Raw genomic sequence first — 25,747 nt, 5'->3', positions numbered from 1 at the left:
CCTCACGATTTTAATTATATTTACCCGATAATTTTATTCATTATTCAAAAGTTGCTAACAGTTCACCACTTTCAACATCTTCATTTTCTTTTACATATATAGTTTTAATTTTGCCAGAAGCATTTGCTACAATATTGGCTTCCATCTTCATAGCTTCAGCAATAAACAGTGTATCACCTTTATTTACTGTATCGCCTTCAGAAATTAATACTTTAATTACTTTGCCAGGAATGGAAGAACCTATTTCTTTTTCATTAGAGGAATCTGCAAATAGTTTTTCCTCTTTATCAGAGACCACATTCTTAACCGTCTCATCTTTGATATTAATTGTTCTTCTAGATCCATTAATTTCAAAAGTCAAGTTTCTTGTTCCATCGTCAAATAATTTACCAATTTCTATTAAAGTGACTATTAAAGTTTTTCCCTCTTCAATTTCAATCTCAGAAGTTTCACCTTCCATCAGCCCATGGAAAAATACATCCGAACCCATTCGAGTTACATCACCATTTTCTTTAATATAATCAATATAATCGTCAAAAACTTTAGGATATAAAGCAGATGAAATTATATCTTTCTCACTGGCTTCTATACCTTTATTTTTTAAATGTTCTCTAATGCTTTCGAAATCTTCATCTTCTAACAATTCTCCAGGTCTAGTGTCAATAGGTTTTTCTCCTTTCAATACCATTTTTTGTAAATCTTCAGGAAAACCTCCGTAAGGTTGGCCCATCATTCCCCTAAAATATGTCATGACAGAATCAGGATAGTCTAAGTTTTTACCTTTAGTCATTATATTTTCTGGAGTGAGTTCATTTTGAACCATAAATATTGCAAAGTCACCAACCATTTTAGATGATGGAGTTACTTTTACAATATCACCGACCATTTCGTTGACTGATTTGTACATCTCTTTAACTTCTTTAAATTTATGACCAAGACCAAATGATTCAACTTGTGGTTTTAAATTAGAGTATTGTCCACCTGGTATTTCATATTTATAAATTTCAGTTGATCCAGATTTTAAATCCGATTCAAAATTTTCATATACAGGTCTAACTGCCGCCCAATATTTTGAAATATCCTCAGCCTTATCTAGGTCAATTCCAGTTTCTCTTTCTGTGTTTTCTAAAGCAGCTACTACTGAGTTAAGAGCTGGTTGAGATGTAAGACCACTCATAGAGTTTACTGCAGTATCAGCTATATCTACCCCCGACTCGGCAGCATTTAAAATTGTTGCTACACCATTACCTGTCGTATCATGCGTATGCAGGTGAATTGGCAATGATATTTCATTTTTTAAAGCTCTTATTAATTTTTTAGCAGCATAAGGTTTTAATAACCCCGACATATCTTTAATTCCAATAATATGTGCTCCAGTTTTTTCCAATTCTTTAGCGAAATCCACATAATACTTTAAAGAATATTTATCTCTATATTCATTGAGAATATCACCAGTGTAGCACATAGTAGCTTCTGCTATTTTGTCATTTTTTAAAACTTCCTCAATGGAAAGCTGCATGCCTGGAAGCCAATTTAGTGAATCAAAAATTCTAAATAAATCTATACCACCTTTGGAAGACTCGTATATAAATTTTTTAACTACATTATCAGGATAATTTTTATATCCAACAGTATTATTGCCCCTGATTAACATTTGTAGCAACATATTTGGCATTTTTTCACGCAAAATTCTAAGTCTTTCCCATGGATCTTCATGCAAGAATCTATACGCAACATCAAATGTCGCTCCGCCCCACATTTCTACAGAAAAAAGCTCTCTCATATTATAATTTAAAGCCTCAGCAATCTTTATTAAATCTATAGATCTAACTCTTGTTGCCATTAAAGATTGATGAGCATCTCTCATTGTAGTATCTGTCAAAAGAAGTCTTTTTTGATTTAATACAAAATCTTTTAATCCATCGGCACCTTTATTGTCAAAAACTTGTTTCATGCCTACAAAATCTTCTTTTTCAAAATCAGGTACTTTCGGAACATCAAAATTTTTAGGTAAAGTATTAGGATCGTTTACAATTCTATTTGAAAGTATCCTCATTAATCTTAATTCTTTATCTTCAGAATTTTGTATTTCAAAAAGTTCGGGATGAGATTCAATAAAGCCTGTATCACATGAGCCTACTCCAAATTCAGCAGTATTTAAAACATTTAATAAAAAACCAATATTTGTCTTAACTCCGCCAATTTTAAGCTCACTCAAACTTCTTTTTGCTTTTCTAATAGTATCTGACCAAGTTCTGCCATGAGTTATAACTTTTACAAGCAGAGAATCATAATAAGGTGAGATTACTGCCCCAGTAAATCCATTACCCCCATCAAGACGCACTCCAAAGCCTGAAGATGACCTATATAAATTAATATGTCCAGTATCAGGCATAAAATTATTTAAGGGGTCTTCGGTAGTAACACGACATTGAATTGAAAAACCATTCATTTTAATGTCAGACTGACTACTAATTCCAATTTCTTCACTATTTAAAGGATAACCCATAGCTATTAAAATTTGAGATTGAACTATATCTATATCAGTACACATTTCAGTAACAGTGTGTTCAACTTGAACTCTCGGATTTACCTCAATAAAAAAATGATTTAAATCTGAATCAACCAAAAATTCAACCGTACCTGCATTTGAATAACCAATAGAGTTTGCAATTTTGAGAGCATCATTACATATATCATCTCGCAAGCTTTGTGGAAGAGAAAAAGCTGGTGTATATTCAATAACTTTTTGATGCCTACGTTGAATGGAACAGTCCCTTTCATAAAGATGAACAATGTTTCCATGCTTGTCACCTAATATTTGAACCTCAATGTGTTTTGGCTTGTTGAGATACTTTTCGATGAACATAGAATCATCACCAAAAGCTTTACGTGCTTCGTTCTTAGCTGATTTAAATTTAGAAATTAATTCTTCTTCGTTTTCGACAATGCGCATACCACGGCCACCACCACCAGCTGCCGCCTTAATCATCACAGGATAGCCAGCAATTTTAGCAAACTCTTTAGCTTCATCTCCCGAACTAATAGGTTTTTCTATACCTGGAATCGTTGCAACACCAGATTCTTTAGCAACAATTTTAGAAGTGATTTTATCCCCAAGTTTTTCCATAACTCTAGAATCAGGCCCTATAAAAGTAATGCCTTCCTCTTCACATTTGCGAGCAAACTCTGGATTTTCAGATAAAAAACCATAACCAGGATGTATGGCATCAACACCTTTATTTTTAGCAAGATTGATTATTTCATCAATATCAAGATAAGCATCTAAAGGCGATTTATCTTTACCAATCAAATAAGACTCATCAGCTTTTGTTCTAAAAAGAGATAAGCTATCCTCCTCAGAATATATAGCAACCGACCTAATTCCAAGCTCTCTGCAAGCTCTAAAAATTCTGATTGCAATTTCTCCACGGTTTGCAACTAAAATACGTTTAAACTTCTTCATACTTTTCCTCCCTATTGGTTTAAAGTAAAATATTTAAGAATAATTATATACCATAATTGTCATTCTGTGTAGGAATATGCAAAAAAAGATTTTATATATTAAATAAAACCTAAAAAAATGGAAGCTCTAAAAACTTCCATTACATAATTTTATCTTAATTTTTTATTAATTGCTATTTTTTGTAATTCTATAAATATAATACTGATAAGTAAGTTTATTATAGATAGAATAATTAAGCTTCGAATATTTAATGTGATTTGAGGATAATGATTCATTTCTATAGTTAGTAAAGTATTCCCAAAAAAATACTTTATTTGAGGTATAAATTGATTATTTGTTGCTATGATACTAACGATACTAATTATTATTGAAACAACTACTGGAGGAGCAAAATATTTTATTTTAAGCGATAAATAAGCTTGAATTGATAATAAACTAAAAGTAAATATTGTGATAAGAACAATGTACTTTAAAAGCTCATAAGGGTAAGTTGATTTAAAATGAAATTTAAAACCGGCTATTGAAAATAATATAACTAGATATACTTGAATAACAATAATCAACATAAATCCTGCAATCATCTTAGCTAAAATAATTTTGGTAAAAGGAATTGTAGTATTAAGTAGTACTTTCATTTTATTCTTGTGTTCGTCACTCCATAAATAAGAGCAGATTATTCCTATAATTGCAGGTAGAAAAAATAATCCATAGAAAAAGTAAACTTGGGTCCACAAGCTTATCCACTCTCTTCTTAGCAATCCAGTATTCATCCAATAATTTATACTACCGTAAAATACAGAAATTAATGGTAAAATAATTATAGGAAATACTATCTTAGATCTTTTTAATTTCATAAATTCTAATCTCAATAATTCTATATCCATATTAGATATCTTCTCCTTTTAACCTAGGTCCAATTAAATTAATCAATATACCAATAATCAAAGACAAAAATAAAAATTTATATTCAAATTCCATTATGTAAGTATTCTTAGTAGTCATATCATAACCTAACACAATTAATCTCCCATACCAACTATAAGGGTTTATCAGTGAAAAAATATCTGGCAGGAGTAAAGATAATATCCCCAGTAAACTTCCTATAATCGCAATAGAGACAGATATTAATTGATTAGACCACTTTAGTGAAATCACATAGTGAATACTAGATAATAAGAATGAAACACAAAATTGAGTTATAAAGCCAAAAAGCATCCTTTGTAAAGGAAAAGAAGTCCTTAGCCCAAAAAATTTAATATAACTTATCACTAATATCCACTCTAACAATTGATAAACAAAAATTTTAATTAAGCAATAGATAAATTTTGTATAATATATTTTATTAAATTTTACTCCACTACTTTTTATTATCTTCCACATGTTATTATTATTTTCAATCTCAATTGCTTTACCTACTACTGAAGTTATAAATATGGGAGATAATATAGTTTTAATAAAGAAATATGAATCAAATAATTTATACCAAGAGTGATGACTGTTGTTCATTGTTGTTTTAAAACTATTCGAGAATAAATTAATACTAATTATACCAATTGTTATTATGCATAATAATAAAAATATAAGAAACTCTCGCGAATTTTTATACTTTCTCTTTTCAATTTTCATTAAATCCATACAATCACCTATAATTGTTCATTCTTAGTAAAATCTAAAAATATCTTTTCTAATGAATTTATTTCTTCATAAATTCTATATGAGTCTATATTATTTTTATAAAGCAGTCGACCAATTTGAGCAATTTTTTCATCATTCATATAACCAAATGAAATAGTTTCATCATTTAATCTTGGATTGAATCTTTCCAACAAAACAGTTGCTTTTTCATTAGCTGATGTCTTGAAATGTATTTCTCCCTTAAATTTTGCTTTAAAACTCTTTATCTCTCCTTGGTATAAGATTTTACCTTTTCCTATAATACCAATATGATCTGCCATTTTTTCAATTTCATCAAGAGCATGTGAAGAAATCATAATAGTAGTATCAAATTTATTAGGTAGAGATTTTATAAGATTCCTAATATCTTCCATAGCTTGAGGATCAAGTCCATTTGTAGGCTCATCTAAGATCATTAATTTTGGATAGCCAATAAGTGCCATCGCAATACCGAGCCTTTGTTTCATACCAAGAGAATATTTTTTAACTAATTTATCTTTATTAGATAGCAGCCCCACAATCTGCAATACCTCTAGAATATCACTGTTTTTTAGCTGTTTATATTTACTGACAATTTCTAAATTCTCAAATCCTGTTAAGTTCTCATAATAAGAAGGAGTCTCAATCAAGGAACCTATTTGTGATAAAATTTTTATCCTATTCTTGTCATTCATTGTGATTTTATTAACCACAATTGAGCCAGAAGTTGCTTTAGTTAATCCACATATCATTTTCATTGTAGTACTTTTACCAGCACCATTTGGACCAATAAGACCATATATCGAGTTCTTTTTGATAACCAAATTTTTAATATCTACAACTTTTTGATTCTTATAAACTTTCACTAGATTTGTTAAGTTAATTACATCTTGCATAAAATCACCTATAAATTATGGTACATTATCACTCTTAAGAGAAGTTTAAAAGTACCTTAAATTAACCTTAATTTTTAAAATTTCAATTATAAATTATATACTTTTTGATATACTAAAGTAGAGGTGTCCCAATGAATATTACAGATAGAAAAATATTACTTGTAGATGATGATGAAGATATATTAAATCTAATAGAAAGTATTCTAAAAAAATTTGGTTTCTCAAATATTGTTAAAGCTTTAAACCAGAGAGAAGCGCTAAAGATTTTGTCTGAATTAAACATAGAAATGGCTATTTTAGATATAATCTTGCCCGATGGAAGTGGTTTTGAAATAATAGAAAAGATAAGAGAATACTCAAATATTCCAGTTCTATTTCTATCAGCTATATCTGATATAGAAAAACAATATGATGGGTTTTACTTAGGAGCGGATGATTATATAGTAAAACCATTTAAAGAAAAAGAATTAATTCTTAGAACTAGAGCTATACTCACAAGAGCATATCCAGAAAGCAAAACAGTAAAACTGATTGGTAGTACAATTGATTTTGATAATGCATCAGTATCAAAAGATAGCGAAGAAATTTTATTAACTGCTAAAGAATACAACATTTTATATCTGCTATATCAAAATAAAAATCGCATAGTTACAATTGATGGAATTTTATCTGCGGTTTGGGGCGATGACTATTTTGGTTATGAAAACACATTGATGGCACATATTAGTAAAATTAGACAAAAAATTGAGATAAATCCTTCTAAACCAAAAAACCTTATAACTTATAAGAGCCTTGGCTATAAATTGAGAGTTTAATATGAATAAATTCAAATTTTTTACAAAAATACTGTTGAAATACATCTTAATATTGGTAATTTATTCAATAGTTATTATATCAGTATTTGTGTCTACTTTATTTTATATATCAAAAAAACAATCAGAAAGTAATATAAATCCAGGATATATATATCAAAAAATATCAGACGATGAGCCTGAAAATTTAAGTTATGATAATAAATTACTACTTAAACGCAACAGAATTTGGATGCTCGTACTTAACAAAGATGGTAAATATTTAACATCATACAATTCACCACAAAATGTCGTTAAAGATTATTCTCCACAAGAAATTGTAAAATTTACACGTTGGTATATAAAAGACTTCCCTGTTTTCACCTACATTCACGAAGATAAAATATTAGTTTTTGGATTTCCTAAAAATTCTTACGGAAAATTAGCAAACAATTATTTTCAAGTGAATATTACGTTAAGCCTAATATATATAAGTCTTATACTTTTAGTGACAATCGTAATTTCTATTTTTATAATTTATTATTTATCTAAGAAAAAATTATTAAAAGAAATTACACCAGTAATTCAAGCAATATTAAATATATCTGAAAACAAACCAATTAAATTAAATAATGATGGTGAACTAAAATACATCAAAAAATCATTAAATAAGACATCACAACAATTAGAAACAAACAGAATAGAAAGGGGAAATTGGTTACGAGGCATTAGTCATGATTTGAGAACTCCACTTACCGTAATTTCTGGATACACTAAACAGTTAGAAGATAAAGTACAAGATAAAACCGAAATCAAATTAATCACAGATAATGTGAATTTAATGAACAATATATTAGAAAGTCTTAACATAACATATATAGTCGAGAATAAAAAAAAGTTAGATGATATAAAAGTTATAGATGTAATGAAATTACTACGTGAAATAAGTGCAGATTTGTTAAATAATTTAGATAAAGATTTTGATATTAATATAGAAAATTCAACACCTGCAAAAATTATTGGAGATAAAAATCTACTTGACAGAGCTTTTAGAAATATTATTTTAAATAGTATCGTTCATAATGAAATGCCAAATATAATTATAAAATGTGAAAAATTCAATTTTAAAAAAATAAAAATAACAATTCTTGATAATGGCACCATAACTAAAGAAAAGATAAAAGAATTAAATAATATAAACACAAATAATAAGATTCATGGTTTTGGAATAATTATAGTTAAAAAAATAATATTATTGCACAATGGTACTATTAATTTTTACTTTAATAATCCTGGTCTTAGAACAGAAATTATATTGGAAAAATCTAAATAAAAAAATATAAAAAACCTTGGGGTTGGTGTCTCCAAGGTTTTTGAATATAAAAATTATCTTTTTGAGAATTGAGGTGAACGTCTTGCTTTTTTAAGACCGTATTTCTTTCTTTCCTTCATTCTCGGATCTCTTGTCATAAATCCAGCTTTTTTAAGAACCGCTCTGTATTCAGGATCAACTTCTACAAGCGCTCTTGCAATACCATGTCTAATTGCACCAGCTTGTCCTGTGAATCCGCCACCTTGAACTTTTACGATTACATCGAAAGATCCAAGTGCGTCAGCAAGTTCAAGTGGTTCTTTTGCAACTGTTCTAAGAGTTTCAAATGCAAAGTAGTTTTCAATATCTTTGCCATTTATTGTAAAATTACCATTGCCCGGTACAAGTCTTACTTGAGCAACGGATGTTTTTCTTCTTCCTGTTCCTCTGTATTGAATATTAGCCATTTCCTACCTCCAATCAAAATTCATATACTTCTGGTTGTTGAGCTTCATGTGGATGCTCGCTACCAGCATAAACCTTAAGCTTTTTGATCATCTTTCTGCCAAGTCTGTTCTTTGGAAGCATACCTTTAACAGCAAGTTCAATAACTTTTTCTGGTCTTTTTTGAATCATTTCGGAGTAGACAATTTCACGTCTACCACCTGGGTATCCTGTGTGATAAGCATGAATCTTTTGGTTAATTTTGTTACCAGTAAGTCTAATCTTATCAGCATTAATTACAATAACAAAGTCTCCACAATCAACATGTGGTGTGAATATTGGTTTGTGTTTACCTCTTAAAATAGCAGCAATTTCAGATGCAACTCTACCTAGTACTTTATCTTCTGCATCTATAACATACCATTTTCTTTCAATTTCATTTGCTTTAGCCATATAGCTTTTCAATGAATTTTCCTCCTAATTTGTTTAAAAATATTCCGGGGCTTTTTAAACATGACCTATATTTTAGACCATAGATAGCCAGTTGTCAATATTTTTAACACTTTTTTTCAAAATTTAAATAGATTTTCTTTCCTCTTCTATTTTTGTATTTTCAAGTGGAGTTTTAAACGATGAGCCTTTTTTATATTTTTCAATTTGACGTTTAACTCTGTTTACAGAAGTCATTGTTCCAACCCCAGCTATACAACCACCAGGGCAAGCCATACCTTCGAGTAGATAGCCATTTAATTTTCCTGCTTTAGCTATTTTTAACATCTTAGCACATTCAGATAATGTATTTGCTCCTTGAATATGGATTTCTCTTTCTGGTTCAAGCTCTTGTGCAACTACTTTTACAGATTCAGCTACTCCTCCAGCTATAGGGTATCCACGGCCAAGTGCAGAAGCATCTTCCTCTTCTTTTTCGATTTTTATCTCAGAAGGCTCTATATTTTTTGCGACAAACATACCCATGAGTTCTTCAAATGTTATTACAAAATCAACATCAGATTGCACTTTAGTATCAAGGGCTTCTAATTTTTTTGAAGTACAAGGGCCAATAAATACTACAACTGCATCAGGATCTTTAGCTTTTATATGCTCTGCTGTATAACGCATTGGTGAACCGGAGTCGGATACTTGATCATAAAATTCAGGAAATTCATTTTTAATCATAAGTGTCCACGAGAAACAACAACTTGTACCCATGAAAGGAATTTCTTCTGGAACTTTTTCTAAATATTCTTTCGCTTCATGCAAAGTTGTAAGGTCTGCTCCAAGTGCAACTTCTATTACATCAATAAATCCTAGTTGTTTAATTGCTTCTATAATTTGTTCAGGACTTGTGGTAACCCCAAATTGTCCAATATATGAAGGTGCAATAGCACCATATACTCTTTTGCCTGATTTAATCGCTTTTATTAATTGGAAAATTTGAGTTTTGTCAGATATTGCTCCAAAAGGGCATTCTGCAATACATCTACCACAAGCAACACATTTATCTTGGTCGATATCAGCTCTGCCATATGTATCTGAATTAATCGCATTAACTCCACAAGCCGCAGCACAAGGTCTTTCATATACAACTATTGCACTATATGGACAGGCCTCTTTACATCTGCCGCATCTGATACATTTTTCGCTATCGATTATTGAGCCATTTTTACCCATTGAAATTGCATTTACTGGGCACACATTGGTACATGGATGTGCTAGACAGTTTCTGCAATTATCTGTAGTATAATATGACTTTTCTGGACAGGCTTCACAAGCAAATTTAATAACATTTATAAGTGGTTTTTCGTAGGCATTTGTGTCTATATCGACCTTATCAAAACCATCTGTTATTTTTTTGAAAACTCCAATTTCTCTAACATCTAGACCCATTGCAAGTCTAAGTCTCTCATCAACAACTGCTCTTTCTCTAAATATATCTCCTCTGTATTTAGCAACCTCACCTGGTACAATTCTATAGCTTGAATCTTCAAGTGCAGATATATCTAAATCGTTATACGCTATGCGTGCAACTTCAGCAAAAACTTTTCTTCTTATATCAACAAGAGTACCATAAATTTCTTTCATCTTTTTTCCTCTTCTTATTTATCAATTCTTAATTTGTTAATAATTTTTTCACTAACCTCTTGTGCCGTTGCCTTAAACATTATTTCATCATCGACAATGACAACTGGCGAAGCTTGGTTAATTTCGTGATTCTTACAATAATTCATACAGTGAGCAAAATCAACTTCAAGATTTTCAGCAGAACAAAGTTCTGAGTCTGGTCCACAAAGTTGTTCTTGTAAATATTCAACTGCATCATAAATAGCATTAGCTCCCATCAAGGTGCATCTAGCCCCCATGCAAATAGTAACTTTCATATTTCCTCCTAAAGATTTCTATATAGATAGTTTAACATTTAACAAAGTTTTGTTCAATGTTTTTAAATTTTGTTAGACAATTTAAAAATCTCTGAAATGACTCTATCACCTTGATATATATAATAATATCTAAAGAATGAATAAATAAGCATTCATGTGAATTTTTTATCAATTTATTCCAATAATTAATGCTATTAAAATACAGATATTGATTAAAAAGTTTAATTAGGACTTTTTGTCAATATTAATATCAATTCACAAATAGATAAATAATAAGTATAAATATAATAGAAAACTTCTAAAAATTGTCTATCAATAAAAATAATGTCAATATTAATTATTAAATAAAATTTTTTGATTTTAAAAAACTTAAATGTTATTAAGACAAAAATCTATACAAAATAAAAAACTCCCCTACGGAAGTTTTATTATTCTTCATTTGAATGAGCAATTCTTGCCGCTGCTGCTGCGGCTATTGCTGCAACTATGTCATCGGCAAATGTTGTTACTTTGTCTGTTCTTTTTTTCTTATCCAACTCGTCAATTACACCAATTTTAATTTTGTCTAAATAACCAAAATTTGTAAGACCAATTGTGCCATACATATTTATAATACCAAGAGTCAATACTTCATCTATACCATATAGACCTTCATCATCATATATAATTGATTGTAATGGTTCTGGAAGCATCTTTTTTTCACACAATTCATCTATTGTAAGTCCAGTTAATATTGCATGAATTGATTCTCTTTTATATAAAACTTTTTTGACATTTTCTAAGCATCTATCAAGTTCCAAATTTGGGATATATGGTTTTTGTAATTCTTGCACAATTAATGCTATATCTTCAAGTTCAACTCCAAATTCTTTCAATTTTCCGACTGTAAACTCATATAATTCTTCTGTATTATATTTATACATCAGGACCTCCTATTATTTGTAATATTCTTTCTATTTCTAATATTTCTTTGTCGTTTCATTATTTTTTTACGTGAAGTTTTTATACTGAGCCCATAAATAATTCCTGGTAAAATAGCCGAAATAACAAAACTTATCACATTATAATCTATACCTAAAACTTTAATTACATAAACTTGGGGCATGAGAAAGAATTCTACTGGGAATTTCCAGAAAGTTGAGCCCACTGGTGAATTAAAAAAATCCATCCCCATTCCTATAAATCCAAAGGCAAAGAGTATCATTCCAATTAAAAAAATTAAGTTCCCTGCCAAAAAATCTAGTGCTTTGGCATTTTTCTTGGATAAGCCTTTTCCAAAATTGTAATAAAGCAAAACTATCAATAATACAAATATAATTTTGAAAGCAAGATTTCCATAGACTAAATTTCGAACACTTTCACTCAAATTAATCACAGAAGACATTGCAAATACTAAAATAATTATAAATATATGAAATATTAGTCCCCTAGTGTTATTTCTCATCAAATCACCTATTTTTCAATATATTTAGCGGCACCTTCGGTCATGTGTATTTTAAAATTTTCATCAATCCAGATGATTTCAGAGTTTGTTTCTTTAGCCATTTTTTTAATTTCATCATCTGTAGAATTAAAAGCAGCTGTAGATAAAAAGTCTGCAAGCCCTGAATCTTTATTTATCACTGTTAAAGATTTTATTTTACTTGTCGGTGCAAGCGTATCTGGATTAATTATATGAGAATATCTCTTGCCGTCAACTTCAAAATATCTTTGATAATCGCCACTTGTAACTGCTGATACATCACCTTTTAATTTCATAACAAGAATAGCAGCTTTGTCACTATTTAAATCAGGATTTTGAATACCTATTTTAAAATATTCTCTGCCATCACCTGGCAAGCCAATTATTCTGACATTGCCACCTGCTGATATTATAGCAGAATTAACGCCTCGTTCTTCAAGCTCTTTTGCAACAATCTCAGTTGCATACCCTTTAGCTGTGGCTCCAAGATCAATAGACATACCTTCATCTATAAATACTGTTTTATTATTTTTATCTAATTTTATTTTATCAATATTGATATAATCTCTCAAGCTCTCTAATTCTTCTTGCAATGGCAATGAACTATTTAATTCGTTAATGACTTCATCTTCTGTACTACCATTTTCATACAATTCTCTATATGAGTTCCACTTTTTAATAACTGGTCCCATGGCAATATTATTATTTGTTGAATAATTGTGATAATTATCTATAGAAAATTCTATAAGATTAAAAAGTGTTTCATCTACTTCAATTGGTTTTATGCCAGCATTATCATTAATTGTTTTGACATTATTTACCCCTGTATAAGTTTTATAGTTATCAAATATCTTAGTTAGTTCTTTAAATCTATCTTCTGCAAATTGTAGATTGTCTTTTGCAAATTTTTTATCGTCTGAGTATATAGAGATATTGATTACTGTGTCAAATGTTTCATAAAATTCTCTGTCATATCTTTCTAATTTATTTATTTTTGAACTTGAGCAACCGACTAATATTAATGTCATTGCAATAAAAATAAATATTTTGGTTCTTTTCATTTAACCGCCTCTTTATATAATATCATTGTTTTAAAGAATTGAAAAATTAATATTTAAAATTTTCTAAATCCCTATCTTCTGAAATATTTACACGTCTTAACCTCCTGAGTGATTCAGGAAGATTTTTTGTAATAGTATTTTTGCCTTCATCTGATGTCACTGTTACTCTAAATCCTTCTTCGCTTAATAACACCTCAGTTAAATCGTCATAATCGCCATTTGGATATGCTAGCACATATGGTTTATATTCGACAAATTTTGAAAAAACTTCTCTTTGATTTTTGCAATCTTCTCTAAAGTATTTTATATATTCACTTTCCGATTCTGTATCTAGTTTAGTGGCAGATTGTCTAAATAGAGTATCAGGAAGTTCAAATGACTGCTGCATAAAATATGTGTGAGAACCATATTCAAACACATCTGCATATTCACTAGCCTCTTTCACCGAAAAATGCGGAAACATATCCTTGTTATTTACAGGATATTTATCCATACCCATGACTTTGCCAATAGGAAATATTGTAGCAACTTGATTGTATTTTTTAAGGAGAGGATATGCATATTCTAAATTAGATGTATATCCGTCATCAAAAGTTATCAGAGCAATTTTATCAGGCAAATCTGCTTTTCCATCTACAAAATTAATTATATCCTTAAAATGAACAGTCCTTATATTTTCTTCATCAAGAAACTCCATGAAATGTTCGAACCTTTGAGGGGTTACTATATAATCATTAACTGCTTCTTTATCAATATGATGAAACGCAAAAATATAAAAACTCTTCTCGTAAATTTTATTTTCACTATCCATTGGCTCTGATTTTTTATCTATAAATATTCCAAAATCACCTTTATTTGCATAAATTTTATCGAGCATTAATTCTCCTAGGGCATTTCTAAAATGAGATGGATCATAAAAGAACCTCGGATCATGCTCAAAATGCGTTCCTGTAAAATCCCAAAAATCTATTGTTTCTGATAATTTTCGATAATATTGCTGAACTTCTTTTTTGTCATATCTTTGATTTTGTTCCTCATACATTGGCGTCAACAAAAAAGTGATTTCTATGTTATTATCGTCACAAATTTTTTTGATTTTCTTTACTGAATTTATTGCATCATCAATGTGATTTAATTCTATTTTCTCCTGTGGTATATCAAATCCTAGATTTTCTTTATATTCACTTATACTTCCAATATACTCTGTATCCCTAGTAGTCTTGTCGTAAGAGCCGTTCTCATGAAATACATCAAAATTCTGTTGAAGATAAGAATTTTCACTCCAACTTCTAATTTTATCTATGCCATATTGTGGAGTTGCTAACAGGTACTTAGAATAAAATGATATTTTCTTTTCTCCACTTACATCAGGATGTAGTAGATAATTTAAATCTCTTCTATTTTCATGATATTTAGAAGCCGACGGTATAGATAAAGGCATGATAAAAGAGCGTACCTCATAATTATCGACTAAATATTCTACAGTTTTTACAGTGTCATATAAATCGGCCCCATAATAAAATACGTTGAAATAATCTCTTCCTGTATAATCTTTAAGCTTATCAAGTGGGATAGAGCTCGCCCCCGATGCTCCTATTACAAAGTCTTTGTAATCTTTATTTTTTAAATAAGTTATCTTGGATGTTCTAGGATTTTGAGTAAAATCATAAGAATACCACTTGAAAAATCTGTCCCCAAATACATTAAAAGGGTCTGTACCTATGTTAAAAACTATTATAAAAAAGAAGATTAAAGTAACTATTATTATAAATAACTTGTTAAATTTTTTCGCTTTCATAATTCACCTAATAATTTCTATATATAAATTCAACTGCTGTATACCCTTTGTCGAATACACCAAAATAAAGAATGACTAGTACAACACTTAAAATTAATAAGGCTTGAAAAACTATCGATTTGTTTAGCACTTTTTGTGTAATATTTATCTCTTTTTCTTGCAGTGCAGAAATATAAATCACAACTAAAGTCGCAAAAAATATTACCAATAAATCCTTGACACTCAAACCAAAATCTGAATGAGTAAGTGTAAAATCTGTAAAAGTCTTTTTTAAAAGTGCAAGTGCTTGACCAAGACTTGCAGATCTTGTAAAGTACCTTCCTAAGAATACAAGTAATGCTGTCCTCAAAATCTGAAAAGCATGGTAAAACTTATTACCTTTTTTTATTCCAAGTGTATTTTTCCACTTGTCAAAAGTCCTCTCAAATATAAGTGCCAAAGAAATTAGTGTACCATTATAAAAACCAAATACCAAGAAGTTAAGCCCAGCACCATGCCAAATTCCAATAATCAAATATACCACATAGGTCGAAATAGTGAGTGTTAAAAATTTACCTGCACGTCTTCCAATCAATTTTCTTGATTTTTTATTTAAATATGCAAAAAACTTAGTAAAAGAAAGAGGATAAAACACATACTCTCTCATCCAAGAACCCAAAGTTATATGCCATCTTCTCCAAAAATCTCCAATTGAAGTCGCAAGAAATGGTCTTCTGAAGTTTTCTGCAAGACGGATTCCGAATAAATATGCTACACCTCTTGCAATATCTATTCCTCCAGAAAAATCACAATATATCTGTATAGAATAAAATATTATCGCCACAAATACAAACAAACCACTAAAATCGTCAGGATTTGAAAAGACATTGCCAACTAGAACTGCAGCTCTATCAGCTATAACTAACTTTTTGAAATATCCATATAACATGAGCATTAAACCATGGCTAAAATCTTCGCTCGTGCACTCATCAGAATATAGCATTGGAGCAAGTTCATCATATCTCGAAATCGGACCTTGAACTATCTGTGGAAAAAACGACACAAATAGTGCATATTTAAATATATTTTCCTGTGGTTTATATTTCTTTCTATATAAGTCTATTACATAAGATGTAGACTGAAATATATAAAATGAAATACCCAATGGAATTGCCAAGCTAAAAATTGTAAAATCTGTAAATTTTACAAAAGAAAGCATGCCAAAATTTATAAGTAGTACCAAAAAAGTCAAAAATTTAGATTTGCTCTTATATATTAACTTTCCGCCTATGAAAGTTGTTAAAATTGTTATCAATAAATAAATAAAAGCTCTGACATCATAAAGCCCGTAGTAAAAAAATGATGCCATTAAAAGAAATTGCCATTTGAACCTTGTAATTCGGTAAACCAAGGCACAAATGGCAACAAAAATTAAAAATTCTATTTCAGTAAAGGCCATTAAAGTTCACTTAAAAAACTTTCTATAGAATTGACATCTTGAAAATTCTCAGGCAAAAGTTCTGCAACTTCAATTTTTACATCAAAGGCTTCTTGAAGTTCAAGTACAAGACTTACCATATCAAAAGAATCGAGAATGCCTTCTTCGATTAAATCAGTATCATCTTCTACAATTTCCCCTGTGACAGTTTCGATGATTTCTTTAATTTTTTCCTTCATAATTTCCTCCTCGCTAATAGAATAATTATATAATTAATTAAATGCAAATTCAACTATAATGTGAGCACAACAGATTTAATTGAATCTTTCACAAATCCACAACTAAGGTATAAATCCTCTACAAAATACCCTTCATTTGCCCACACAGTACTTCTCTTTTTGAAATTATAATTAGCAATATAATGTAAAAGTATCTCACGTGCCGCTCCCTCTGCACGATATTCTGGTTTTACATATAAATGCTCAATAGTTTGCTCAAATTTGCCCACAGAATATTGCAGAAATCCTTTACCAATAATTCCTATTACTCTATTATTATTTATATCTTCTATTATTCTCTTATCAGAATGAATATTGCCAGAAATATTGTCAAAAGAGCGAATACCATCTTTTACAAAAGAAAAGTCTTTTATTGGCTCTACAATTTTTGAAAAATAAGGACGGGGATTTTTTAGTCTAAATCTAACTCTCGTAAGATATTTTTTGAACCCTACATTTTCTATAGGATTAATATCAATATCTTTTCCCACAATTTCTGTTACAAGTTTTGCTCTTGTTTTCAACTTATTTTGTTCTTTAATATAAAAAAAAGTATCAAAAAAATTTTCATTTTTGATTAATATATATAGGTCACCATTATCGATATAATATAAATCATCAAAGTTTTCCAAATACATATTTCTATTTAAATAATCATTATTGTATGAACTATTATAAATCTCTAACTTTGAAAATAAATCGTCTTGACTTTTAAATTTCTCCATTAATATATTGCTCCTTGAGCTTTACTCGATCTAACTTAGTATTTTGAGTTTTGGGTAGATTATAAAGATGAATAAACTTTGATGGTATCATATAAGTTGGCAATAAGTTTTTCAAATGTTTTCTAAATTCCGCCTTAGAATGCTCTTTTCCAGAATAAATTGCCACGATAATTTCTTTTAAATCATCGTAGATACATACCACATCATCAATATCCAAACTAGCAATAGCCAGTTCAATCTCTCCAAGTTCAATTCTATATCCATGCATTTTAATCTGATTGTCTTTTCGTGCCAAAAATTCTATTTCACCATACTTATTTAACCTAACCAAATCTCCAGTTCTATAGACTTTTTCAGGATAGGATTTATTAAGAGGATTTTGAACAAAAGCTTTTTCGGTCTTTGCTAAATCATTATAATAACCATAACTTACCGCAGTACCCCTAATCACAAGTTCCCCTTCATTTGATAATTTATCACCATCAAGAATTAATAAATCCATATTATCACAAGCCTTGCCTATTGGGATAATCTCAGAATTATCAAATTTGCGATTCACTTCATAATAGCAGGCATCAACAGTGGCTTCAGTAGGTCCATATAAATTAAAATATCTCGCATTTACAAATTTTTGCCAATAATTTAATTTAGAAGCAGAAAGGGCCTCACCAGCGAAAGTTACAATTTTTAGATATCTAGGATACACTTCATCAAATACTTTAGAATTTGCCATGATATTAATCGCAGAAACAGACCATAATATACAATTGATTTTATTGTTATTTAGAAATTCAACTGCCTTTATAGGAAACATAAAAAGTTTAGTGTCCATGATATAAATAGTAGCACCACTACCAAGCATTAGTGCAATTTCTTTGACAGAAGCATCAAAGAAAAAAGGAGTTTGATTTGCTATCCTTAAATTATCATTTATAGCGATAGTAGGAACAATCCATTCAATTAAATCTAGCACCATTTTATGAGATATAACGACACCTTTGGGCTTACCAGTAGAACCACTGGTAAATAAAACATAGCAAGGGTCCACATCTATAATAAAATGATGCGGATTAAATATATTATTTAATTCAGATACATCTATAAAATTATAATCAATACTTTCAATATCTGTAAAAATATTTTTTTCATGGAAAATTCCAATTTTAGCTTCTACCTTATTTATTATATCTAAGATTCTATTTTTGGGTTCAGCATTATTTATAGGAACGTAGAAATTGCCAGAATATAATACAGCAAAAAAACAAATTACAGTTTCTACCTTTCTATTTACTTCAACAACAATTGGAGAGTTTGTTTTTTTATATTTATCATGTATTACTTGAGCAATAAAAAGAGACTTATCTCTTAACTCTTTAAAAGTAATCTCTTTATCAGAGTCAACCAAAGCAATATTTTGCGGAGCAGTAGCCGCCAAGTAATCTAGTTTGTCAGTTAATAGCATAAAGCACCTCAACTAAATTTTATCATATATTGCTTAATAATTACATTTCAAAAATAAAAAGATGGTAGTTAGAAAATAATTGTTTAAAAAACTTTTAATTATTCATACAGAACTACCCCTCCACAGGTAGATTCCTCGACTACAGTAAATTCTTTTCAAGAATTTACTTCCGCTTGGAATGACAGTTGGAGGGTTGCCGTTGCTCTTTCCAATGTCATCTCGACTAAGTGTGCAGAGCGAACGCATGGAGAGATCTGTCTGTAGTCAAGTGAATTTGTAGATTAAATAGAAAGTGTAGTCAAATAATTAGAAAAAGTCTTCTATTTGTTCTTACAGAGCGACTCCTCAACAGGCAGATTCCTCGACTACAGTAAATTCTTTTCAAGAATTTACTTCTGCTCGGAATGACAGTTGTGGGGTTGCCGTTGCTCTTTCCAATATCATCTCGACTAAGTGTGCAGAGCGAACGCATGGAGAGATCTACATTTAATGGAGAGATTTTGTTTAGGTAAAAAAAGTGTAATGAAAAAAAATAGTAAAAGGACTCCTATTAATATTTACAGAACTACCCCTCTACAGGCAGATTTCTCACTCTTAGAGTACACGGGACTTTCGCTTTGCTCGCTCGGAATGACAGAGTACAGAAGTTTTTCTGGTTCTACACTACGATATTTAAAAGTTTTTTTTTGAAATTTACTATATCAAAAATACCTTCCACTTCCCAAATCATACTGAGCGAAAGAATTATAATTGTAAATTTACTCACAAAAAAAGAGAGGTCAAAACCTCTCTTAATTAATAAAATTAAATTTCAGATTTAATTTTTTGTTCTCTTTTAATTGCTTCAGTTAGTTTTGGAACAATTGCGTTGATATCTCCAACAATACCTAAGTCAGCTACTTCAAAAATTGGAGCTTCTGAATCTTTGTTAACTGCAATAATCAAATCAGATTCTTCCATACCAGCTAAGTGTTGGATTGCTCCTGAAATACCCATTGCGAAATAAAGCTCTGGTCTAACTGTTTTACCAGTTTGTCCAACTTGGTGATCTTTAGTTATCCAACCAGCATCAACTGCTGCTCTTGAAGATGAAATTTCAGCTTGAAGAGTTTCAGCAAGTTCTTGAAGTGGTGAGAATCCTTCTGGTCCACCAATTCCACGTCCACCTGAAACAAGTATAGCTGCTTCAGTGATATCTTTCTTCTTAGAATCGTGTTTGTCAATATTAACTATTTTAACATTCATATCAGCATCAGTGAAATCAACTTTTTCTTCAATAACTTCACCTTTTCTTGAATCATCAGAATCAAGTGCTTGCATAACTCCAGGTCTTACTGTAGCCATTTGTGGTCTAAAATCTTCACAAACGATAGTAGCCATTAAGTTACCACCAAAAGCTGGTCTTGTCATAAGAAGTAGTTTAGATTGTTCATCAATTTCTAGTTTAGTACAGTCAGCTGTAAGTCCAGTGTGAATTCTTGCAGCAAGTCTTGGAGCAAGGTCACGACCAATTGAAGAAGCACCATAAATTACAATTTCAGGTTCATATTTTTTAATAATAGCTGTAACTGCCTTAGCATATGGTTCAGTAACATATTCTTTTAGCATTGGATCTTCAACAACGATAACTTTGTCAGCACCGTGTTTGATAAGTGTATCAGCATGTTCTTTAACACTTTCACCAACAACTAGAGCAACAACATCTTGACCTAAATCATCAGCAAGTTCTCTAGCTTTACCTAAAAGTTCTATACCTACTTTTTCAAGTTTATTATCTCTTTGTTCTACAAATACAAATACATCTCTACTCATTTCATAACCCCCATCAGATAATATACTTTTCTTGAAGTTTAGCTACAATTTCTTGTGCTGCTTCATCCGCTGTTAAGTCTGTAAGAAGAACTCCCTTACCTTTACCTTGTTTAGGGAATGATTTTTTAACTCTTGTAGGAGATCCTTTAAGACCAATATTAGATAAATCAAGTTTATCTTTGATATCTTCAAGACCCCAAACAGTTACATCTTTTTTGTAAGCGTCAAAAATTTTGCCTACAGACATATATCTAGGTTCTGCAAGTTCAGTGATTGCAGTAATTAGACATGGGAACTTAACATTAATAGTGTGATATCTGTCTTCGTATTGTCTTTGAACAGTGATTCCTTTTTTATCATCATCAAGTTTAAGTTCTTCAACATAAGAAACTTGTGGAATACCAATATGTTCAGCAATTTGCGGTCCAACTTGAGCAGTATCACCGTCAATAGCTTGTCTACCACAAACAATTAAATCATAGTCAAGGTGTTCAAGAGCTCCAGTAATAGTACATGAAGTAGCCCAAGTGTCAGCTCCTCCAAAAGCTCTATCACTTACTAGGTAAGCATCGTCAGCACCCATAGCTAGTGCTTCTCTAAGAGCAGCGTCAGCTTGTGGTGGTCCCATTGAAAGAACTGTAACCTTAACATCATCTGGGTTTTCATCTTTAAGTCTAAGAGCAACTTCTAGTCCTGCTTTATCGTCAGGGTTTATAATACTAGGTACACCTTCTCTAATTAAAGTATTAGTAACAGGATCAAGTCTAACTTCATTAGTGTCGGGTACTTGTTTAATACATACAACAATATTCATTTATAATACTCCCTCCAATTATTTAACGCCCATCCAGCTAGAGATTACCATTCTCATAACTTCAGAAGTACCTTCGTAAATTTCAGTAATCTTAGCATCTCTCATCATTCTTTCGATTGGATAGTCTCTAGTATATCCATATCCACCGAATAATTGTAGACATCTTCTTGTAATATCACTTGCTGCTTCAGCTGCAAATAATTTTGCCATTGCAGCGTAGTGGCTATAAACTTCACCATTTTGTTTAGCATCAGCTGCTCTATAAACTAAAAGTTTAGCTGCTTCAGCATCAGTTTTCATGTTAGCAAGTTCGAATTGAGTATTTTGGAATTGAGAAAGTCTTCTGCCAAATTGTTTTCTTTCAGAAGTATATTGTACAGTTTCATCAATAGCTCCTTCAGCAATACCAAGAGCTTGAGACGCAATACCAATTCTACCACCATCAAGAGTCTTCATTGCAACTTTGAAGCCCTTGCCTTCTTTACCAAGAAGATTTTCTTTAGGAATTCTACAATCTTCAAAAATAAGTTCACAAGTTGAAGATCCTCTAATTCCCATTTTGTCTTCAGGTTCACCAACAGTAAATCCAGGAGTTCCTCTTTCAACGATAAATGCTGAAATTCCGTGATTTCCTTTTGATCTGTCAGTCATAGCAATAACTATAAACACATCAGCAAAACCTGCATTTGTTATAAATATCTTTGAACCATTAAGTATATATTCATCGCCATCTAAAACAGCTGTAGTTCTTTGTCCACTTGCATCAGTACCAGCACCTGGTTCAGTAAGTCCGAAAGCTCCGATTTTCTTTCCTGAAAGAAGATCTGGAAGGTACTTTTGTTTTTGTTCTTCAGTACCATTTTCGTAAATTGGTGCACAGCAAAGTGAAGTATGTGCAGAAACAATAACACCAGTAGTAGCACATTTTTTAGAAAGTTCTTCTACTGCCATTGCATATGCTAAATAATCAGCACCTTGTCCACCATATTCTTTTGGAAATGGTATTCCGAAAAAGCCATATTTAGCTAGTTTTTTAACATTTTCCATAGGAACTTCTTCTGTCGCATCAACATCAGCAGCGATAGGTTCTACTTCAGTTTGAGCAAATTGTTCATACATTTGTTTTAAAAGTAGATGTTCCTTGTCCATTCTAAAATCCATTCTAAAATCCCCCTAACAAATATTATAAAGAATGTTATTTAATTAACATACCATTGTTTCTATTATAACACTAAATCAATGATTTTCAAGAAATACTTTTGTTTTAACGCTTTCATAAAAGCAGTAATTAGCTAAATTCTTTCAGTCAATAAAATGTATAAATAATAAGTAAAAACCTACATAAAGTTATCAAAAGTATTGTTTTTAAGATTAAAAGATAAAGAAACTTATGATTTTTAGGAAAATGATTAACGAATTTACATAAATAATAATGAATATTTACTCGGGATTTCGTGAAAATATTTACAGAATTATACTGGATTTTTATTAAACAACTTTAAATTTAGATTACTTGATTAAAATTATAATTATTTTCGGATGAAAATTAAGATATATTTTAAAAAATAGTTAATTTAATAGACTTCATTTTACTTCTACATTTAAAAAGAGGCGTTTCCGCCTCTAATTAAGTATGAAAAATAAAAGATTGTATAATTAAATATCTGCTTTTACTACTAGTACAGATTTGCGTGATTGGTTAAGCACTTTATTTGAAACTGATCCAAGGAGAGTTCTAGAAAAAGCTCCAAGTCCACGGTTACCCATAACAATTAAATCTACGTCTTTGTCTTCAGAAAATCTACAAATTTGTTCACTTGGATTTCCTGTTGTATAGAATGTCTCCACTCCAAAAGGATAATCTGACAAATCAGTTTCTGCATCTTTTAATATAGTCTCAGCTCTTTCCACATTTGCTTTTTCTACTTCTAATGTATAAGCAAAGTTTGCGGGATATTGTTCAAAAACAGAAGTTTCAGGTGTAACTGTAAGGATTATTAAATCTGCTCCTAGTTTTGTACCCATTTCTCTTGCTACGTCAATACTTTTCTTTGAACTCTTAGAGCCATCAATTGGAACTAAAATTTTCATATAAATTCTCCTTTCCGATTTGTATTTAATAATTGTTATATAATTATTTTAATACATTATTTATTATAAACTTTATACCCTATATTCATTTATTAAAAACAAAAGACCTTGAAAATCAAGGTCTCTTGTAGTATTAAACTAATTCAGTTTATTTCCAAATTTCAATTCCGTCTTTTGCATCAATTTTATTAGTTATGTGTGCATTAGATGCATCTAGGATTTCATAATATGCCCAGTGACCTGTTCCTACATCGTTAAATGTTCTTAGGCCTTGAGAATTGATATTGTAAAGTGAATTAACTTTTGTGTTTCTACCAAATACAGAGTTAAGAATTGTAACCGCTTCTGCTCTAGTTAGTTTTTGGTTTGGCTTAAATGTTCCATCAGGATAACCCTTGATGTTTTTGTTGCCATAAAGTGCACTTATTGCATCAGATGCCCAGTGTCCTTTAATATCCTTAAATCCTGTACTACCTGGATATCCTTTTTGAACAAAACTAGAAATCATTTGAGCAAATTCTGCTCTTGTTATTTCGTTATTTGGCTTAAATGTTCCATCTGAATATCCTTTGATAAATCCTTTATCTACTGCAAAGTTAATTTCATCTGAGTACCATCCGTTATTTGCATCGCTAAATGCAGTGTTTGGATTGCTTGCAAGTTCGCTGCCATTATTTACTAATTTAACAAACATTCTAACAGCTTCAGCTCTTGATACAGTTTTTTCTGGTTTAAATGAACCATCAGGATATCCTGCAATATAAGCTGGTCTTGCAATAGTGTCTGTTGTATCGATATTATCTTTATAAGCTACAGTATAATATCTTGAACTTGTGTATCTGCTTCCGTCTTTGGCTTCTACTTTTATTCTTTCACCATATTTAAGATCTCTATCTAAATAAACTGTGAAATCACCATTTCTGTTTGCAGTAGTCTTACCTAATTTAATTCCGTCATCATCATATACTTCGACAGTTGCATAGTCGCCTGCTGTACCCTTAACTATTTTTGAGCCAGCATTTGCTTCTGTGATAGTTGGAGTTACAGAATAATTTCTGTCATAATATCTTCCGTCATACCAGTAACCGTCCCAGTAATAGTCGTTAAGTGTATAATCTCCGTAGCTATAACCATCTTTAGTAGCTCTTAAATATCCATAATAATATCTTCCGTATCTGTAATCTCTGTCATAATAATATCCATCATAGTAGTACCAATTTTTTGAAAGCCATGTTTTATCACCATTGTTGTCGTAGTAATAGTATCTATCATTGAAACTATCATAATAAACCTTATGTCCGTCATAATAACGTCCGTCATAATATCTGTAGTCATCATAATAATAACCTACATATATTTTGAAGTCACCATTACTATCAGTTGTTACATTTCTTATATAGGAACTAGAATCATAATTGTATAGGGAAACTGTTGCATATGGAACTCTATTTCCATTTTCATCTTTTACTGTTCCGTAGAAATATCCATTGCTGTCATATCTTTTACTGATAGATAGTTTATTTCCAACAATCGGTGTTGTTTTCTTGTCTCTCCAAATAGCTTTTAATGTTTTAGCTTCACTAACTTTTATTTTTTCGTTTGGTTGCTTTTCTGTACCATCTACAGACCATGCTTTAAATTCTTTTCCATCAGGTGCTGTAAATTTATTTTCTGGTAAAGTGTATTCTGTGTCTTTTTCCACCTCAACTGGTTTCATTGTGCCTGTTCCTTCACCTGCTTCAAAAGTTATTTGAACTTTATCTACTGGTTTTGTTTCCCAAACTGCTGTGATTGTTTTAGCTTCACTAACTTTTATTTTTTCGTTTGGTTGCTTTTCTGTACCATCTACAGACCATGCTTTAAATTCTTTTCCATCAGGTGCTGTAA

23 protein-coding genes are annotated in these 25,747 nt (G+C 30.5%); 2 read left to right on the top strand and 21 right to left on the bottom strand.

Translation table 11 applies throughout. From position 1 onward, the window contains the following. Positions 1-40: 40 nt before the first annotated feature. From ABID14_RS09610 to ABID14_RS09595, 4 genes are all read right to left on the bottom strand, one after another. A complete protein-coding gene (locus ABID14_RS09610) occupies positions 41-3,466 on the bottom strand; it encodes a pyruvate carboxylase (protein WP_354369488.1) in 3,426 nt (1,141 codons plus the stop codon). A gap of 149 nt (positions 3,467-3,615) precedes the next feature. Then, on the bottom strand, positions 3,616-4,350 hold the full coding sequence (locus ABID14_RS09605) for an ABC transporter permease (RefSeq protein WP_354369486.1): 735 nt from the start codon (positions 4,348-4,350) through the stop codon (positions 3,616-3,618). Between the two features lies 1 nt (position 4,351). Next, the gene (locus tag ABID14_RS09600; protein WP_354369484.1) at positions 4,352-5,101 is read right to left on the bottom strand and encodes an ABC transporter permease; all 750 of its coding nucleotides are present in this window, start codon (positions 5,099-5,101) and stop codon (positions 4,352-4,354) included. A gap of 8 nt (positions 5,102-5,109) precedes the next feature. Further along, positions 5,110-6,015: an ABC transporter ATP-binding protein gene (locus ABID14_RS09595; protein ID WP_354369482.1), complete on the bottom strand. Its 906-nt coding sequence runs from the start codon at positions 6,013-6,015 to the stop codon at positions 5,110-5,112. A gap of 131 nt (positions 6,016-6,146) precedes the next feature. On the opposite strand from ABID14_RS09595, the gene ABID14_RS09590 reads away from it, so the two are divergent. Together ABID14_RS09590 and ABID14_RS09585 are read left to right on the top strand one after the other, a co-directional pair. Then, a complete protein-coding gene (locus ABID14_RS09590) occupies positions 6,147-6,830 on the top strand; it encodes a response regulator transcription factor (protein WP_354369480.1) in 684 nt (227 codons plus the stop codon). Positions 6,831-6,864: 34 nt separating this feature from the next. Next, positions 6,865-8,139: a sensor histidine kinase gene (locus ABID14_RS09585; RefSeq protein ID WP_354369478.1), complete on the top strand. Its 1,275-nt coding sequence runs from the start codon at positions 6,865-6,867 to the stop codon at positions 8,137-8,139. 53 nt (positions 8,140-8,192) lie between these two features. Here the strand turns inward: ABID14_RS09585 and rpsI are convergent, their stop codons facing one another. The 17 genes from rpsI to ABID14_RS09500 all read right to left on the bottom strand — a co-directional run. Further along, positions 8,193-8,585, bottom strand: coding sequence for a 30S ribosomal protein S9 (gene rpsI / locus ABID14_RS09580; RefSeq protein WP_354369476.1), 393 nt, complete (start codon positions 8,583-8,585; stop codon positions 8,193-8,195). Between the two features lie 13 nt (positions 8,586-8,598). Further along, positions 8,599-9,027 carry a 50S ribosomal protein L13 gene (gene rplM, locus ABID14_RS09575; protein WP_354369474.1) on the bottom strand — a complete coding sequence of 143 codons (429 nt, stop codon included), beginning with the start codon at positions 9,025-9,027 and terminating at the stop codon, positions 8,599-8,601. Between the two features lie 111 nt (positions 9,028-9,138). Further along, positions 9,139-10,644, bottom strand: coding sequence for a 4Fe-4S dicluster domain-containing protein (locus ABID14_RS09570; protein ID WP_354369472.1), 1,506 nt, complete (start codon positions 10,642-10,644; stop codon positions 9,139-9,141). A 14-nt stretch (positions 10,645-10,658) separates the two neighbouring features. Further along, on the bottom strand, positions 10,659-10,940 hold the full coding sequence (locus ABID14_RS09565) for a (2Fe-2S) ferredoxin domain-containing protein (protein WP_354369470.1): 282 nt from the start codon (positions 10,938-10,940) through the stop codon (positions 10,659-10,661). Positions 10,941-11,368: 428 nt separating this feature from the next. Continuing rightward, the gene (locus ABID14_RS09560; protein ID WP_354369468.1) at positions 11,369-11,863 is read right to left on the bottom strand and encodes a phosphatidylglycerophosphatase A; all 495 of its coding nucleotides are present in this window, start codon (positions 11,861-11,863) and stop codon (positions 11,369-11,371) included. Further along, positions 11,863-12,384 (bottom strand): hypothetical protein, encoded by a 522-nt coding sequence (locus tag ABID14_RS09555; RefSeq protein ID WP_354369466.1) that lies wholly within the window; start codon positions 12,382-12,384, stop codon positions 11,863-11,865. Before ABID14_RS09555 ends, ABID14_RS09560 begins: the two co-directional genes overlap by 1 nt. Positions 12,385-12,392: 8 nt before the next feature. Then, positions 12,393-13,463 carry an FAD:protein FMN transferase gene (locus tag ABID14_RS09550; RefSeq protein WP_354369464.1) on the bottom strand — a complete coding sequence of 357 codons (1,071 nt, stop codon included), beginning with the start codon at positions 13,461-13,463 and terminating at the stop codon, positions 12,393-12,395. Between the two features lie 46 nt (positions 13,464-13,509). Next, positions 13,510-15,261 carry a polysaccharide deacetylase family protein gene (locus ABID14_RS09545; protein WP_354369462.1) on the bottom strand — a complete coding sequence of 584 codons (1,752 nt, stop codon included), beginning with the start codon at positions 15,259-15,261 and terminating at the stop codon, positions 13,510-13,512. 7 nt (positions 15,262-15,268) lie between these two features. After that, positions 15,269-16,609 (bottom strand): MBOAT family O-acyltransferase, encoded by a 1,341-nt coding sequence (locus ABID14_RS09540; RefSeq protein WP_354369460.1) that lies wholly within the window; start codon positions 16,607-16,609, stop codon positions 15,269-15,271. 89 nt (positions 16,610-16,698) lie between these two features. After that, positions 16,699-16,917, bottom strand: a complete 219-nt coding sequence (locus tag ABID14_RS09535; protein ID WP_354369458.1) for a phosphopantetheine-binding protein — start codon at positions 16,915-16,917, stop codon at positions 16,699-16,701. Positions 16,918-16,970: 53 nt separating this feature from the next. After that, positions 16,971-17,681 carry a GNAT family N-acetyltransferase gene (locus tag ABID14_RS09530; RefSeq protein ID WP_354369456.1) on the bottom strand — a complete coding sequence of 237 codons (711 nt, stop codon included), beginning with the start codon at positions 17,679-17,681 and terminating at the stop codon, positions 16,971-16,973. Beyond that, the gene (locus tag ABID14_RS09525) at positions 17,668-19,143 is read right to left on the bottom strand and encodes an amino acid adenylation domain-containing protein (protein WP_354369454.1); all 1,476 of its coding nucleotides are present in this window, start codon (positions 19,141-19,143) and stop codon (positions 17,668-17,670) included. Before ABID14_RS09525 ends, ABID14_RS09530 begins: the two co-directional genes overlap by 14 nt. A gap of 804 nt (positions 19,144-19,947) precedes the next feature. Then, complete coding sequence (locus tag ABID14_RS09520; RefSeq protein WP_354369452.1) at positions 19,948-20,955, bottom strand: electron transfer flavoprotein subunit alpha/FixB family protein; 1,008 nt, start codon at positions 20,953-20,955, stop codon at positions 19,948-19,950. A gap of 13 nt (positions 20,956-20,968) precedes the next feature. Further along, positions 20,969-21,769 (bottom strand): electron transfer flavoprotein subunit beta/FixA family protein, encoded by an 801-nt coding sequence (locus ABID14_RS09515; RefSeq protein WP_354369450.1) that lies wholly within the window; start codon positions 21,767-21,769, stop codon positions 20,969-20,971. Positions 21,770-21,787: 18 nt separating this feature from the next. Beyond that, positions 21,788-22,930 carry an acyl-CoA dehydrogenase gene (locus tag ABID14_RS09510; protein WP_354369448.1) on the bottom strand — a complete coding sequence of 381 codons (1,143 nt, stop codon included), beginning with the start codon at positions 22,928-22,930 and terminating at the stop codon, positions 21,788-21,790. 495 nt (positions 22,931-23,425) lie between these two features. Next, the gene (locus tag ABID14_RS09505; RefSeq protein ID WP_354369446.1) at positions 23,426-23,860 is read right to left on the bottom strand and encodes a universal stress protein; all 435 of its coding nucleotides are present in this window, start codon (positions 23,858-23,860) and stop codon (positions 23,426-23,428) included. Between the two features lie 148 nt (positions 23,861-24,008). Continuing rightward, the coding region (locus ABID14_RS09500; protein WP_354369444.1) for an S-layer homology domain-containing protein at positions 24,009-25,747 on the bottom strand (1,739 nt) is incomplete at its 5' end.

Origin of the sequence: Peptoniphilus olsenii (assembly GCF_040545475.1) — a bacterium.
GTDB lineage: Bacteria > Bacillota > Clostridia > Tissierellales > Peptoniphilaceae > Peptoniphilus_A > Peptoniphilus_A olsenii.
Note: the sequence above shows the minus strand (reverse complement) of the source record. Positions and strands in the feature narration are given on the sequence as shown.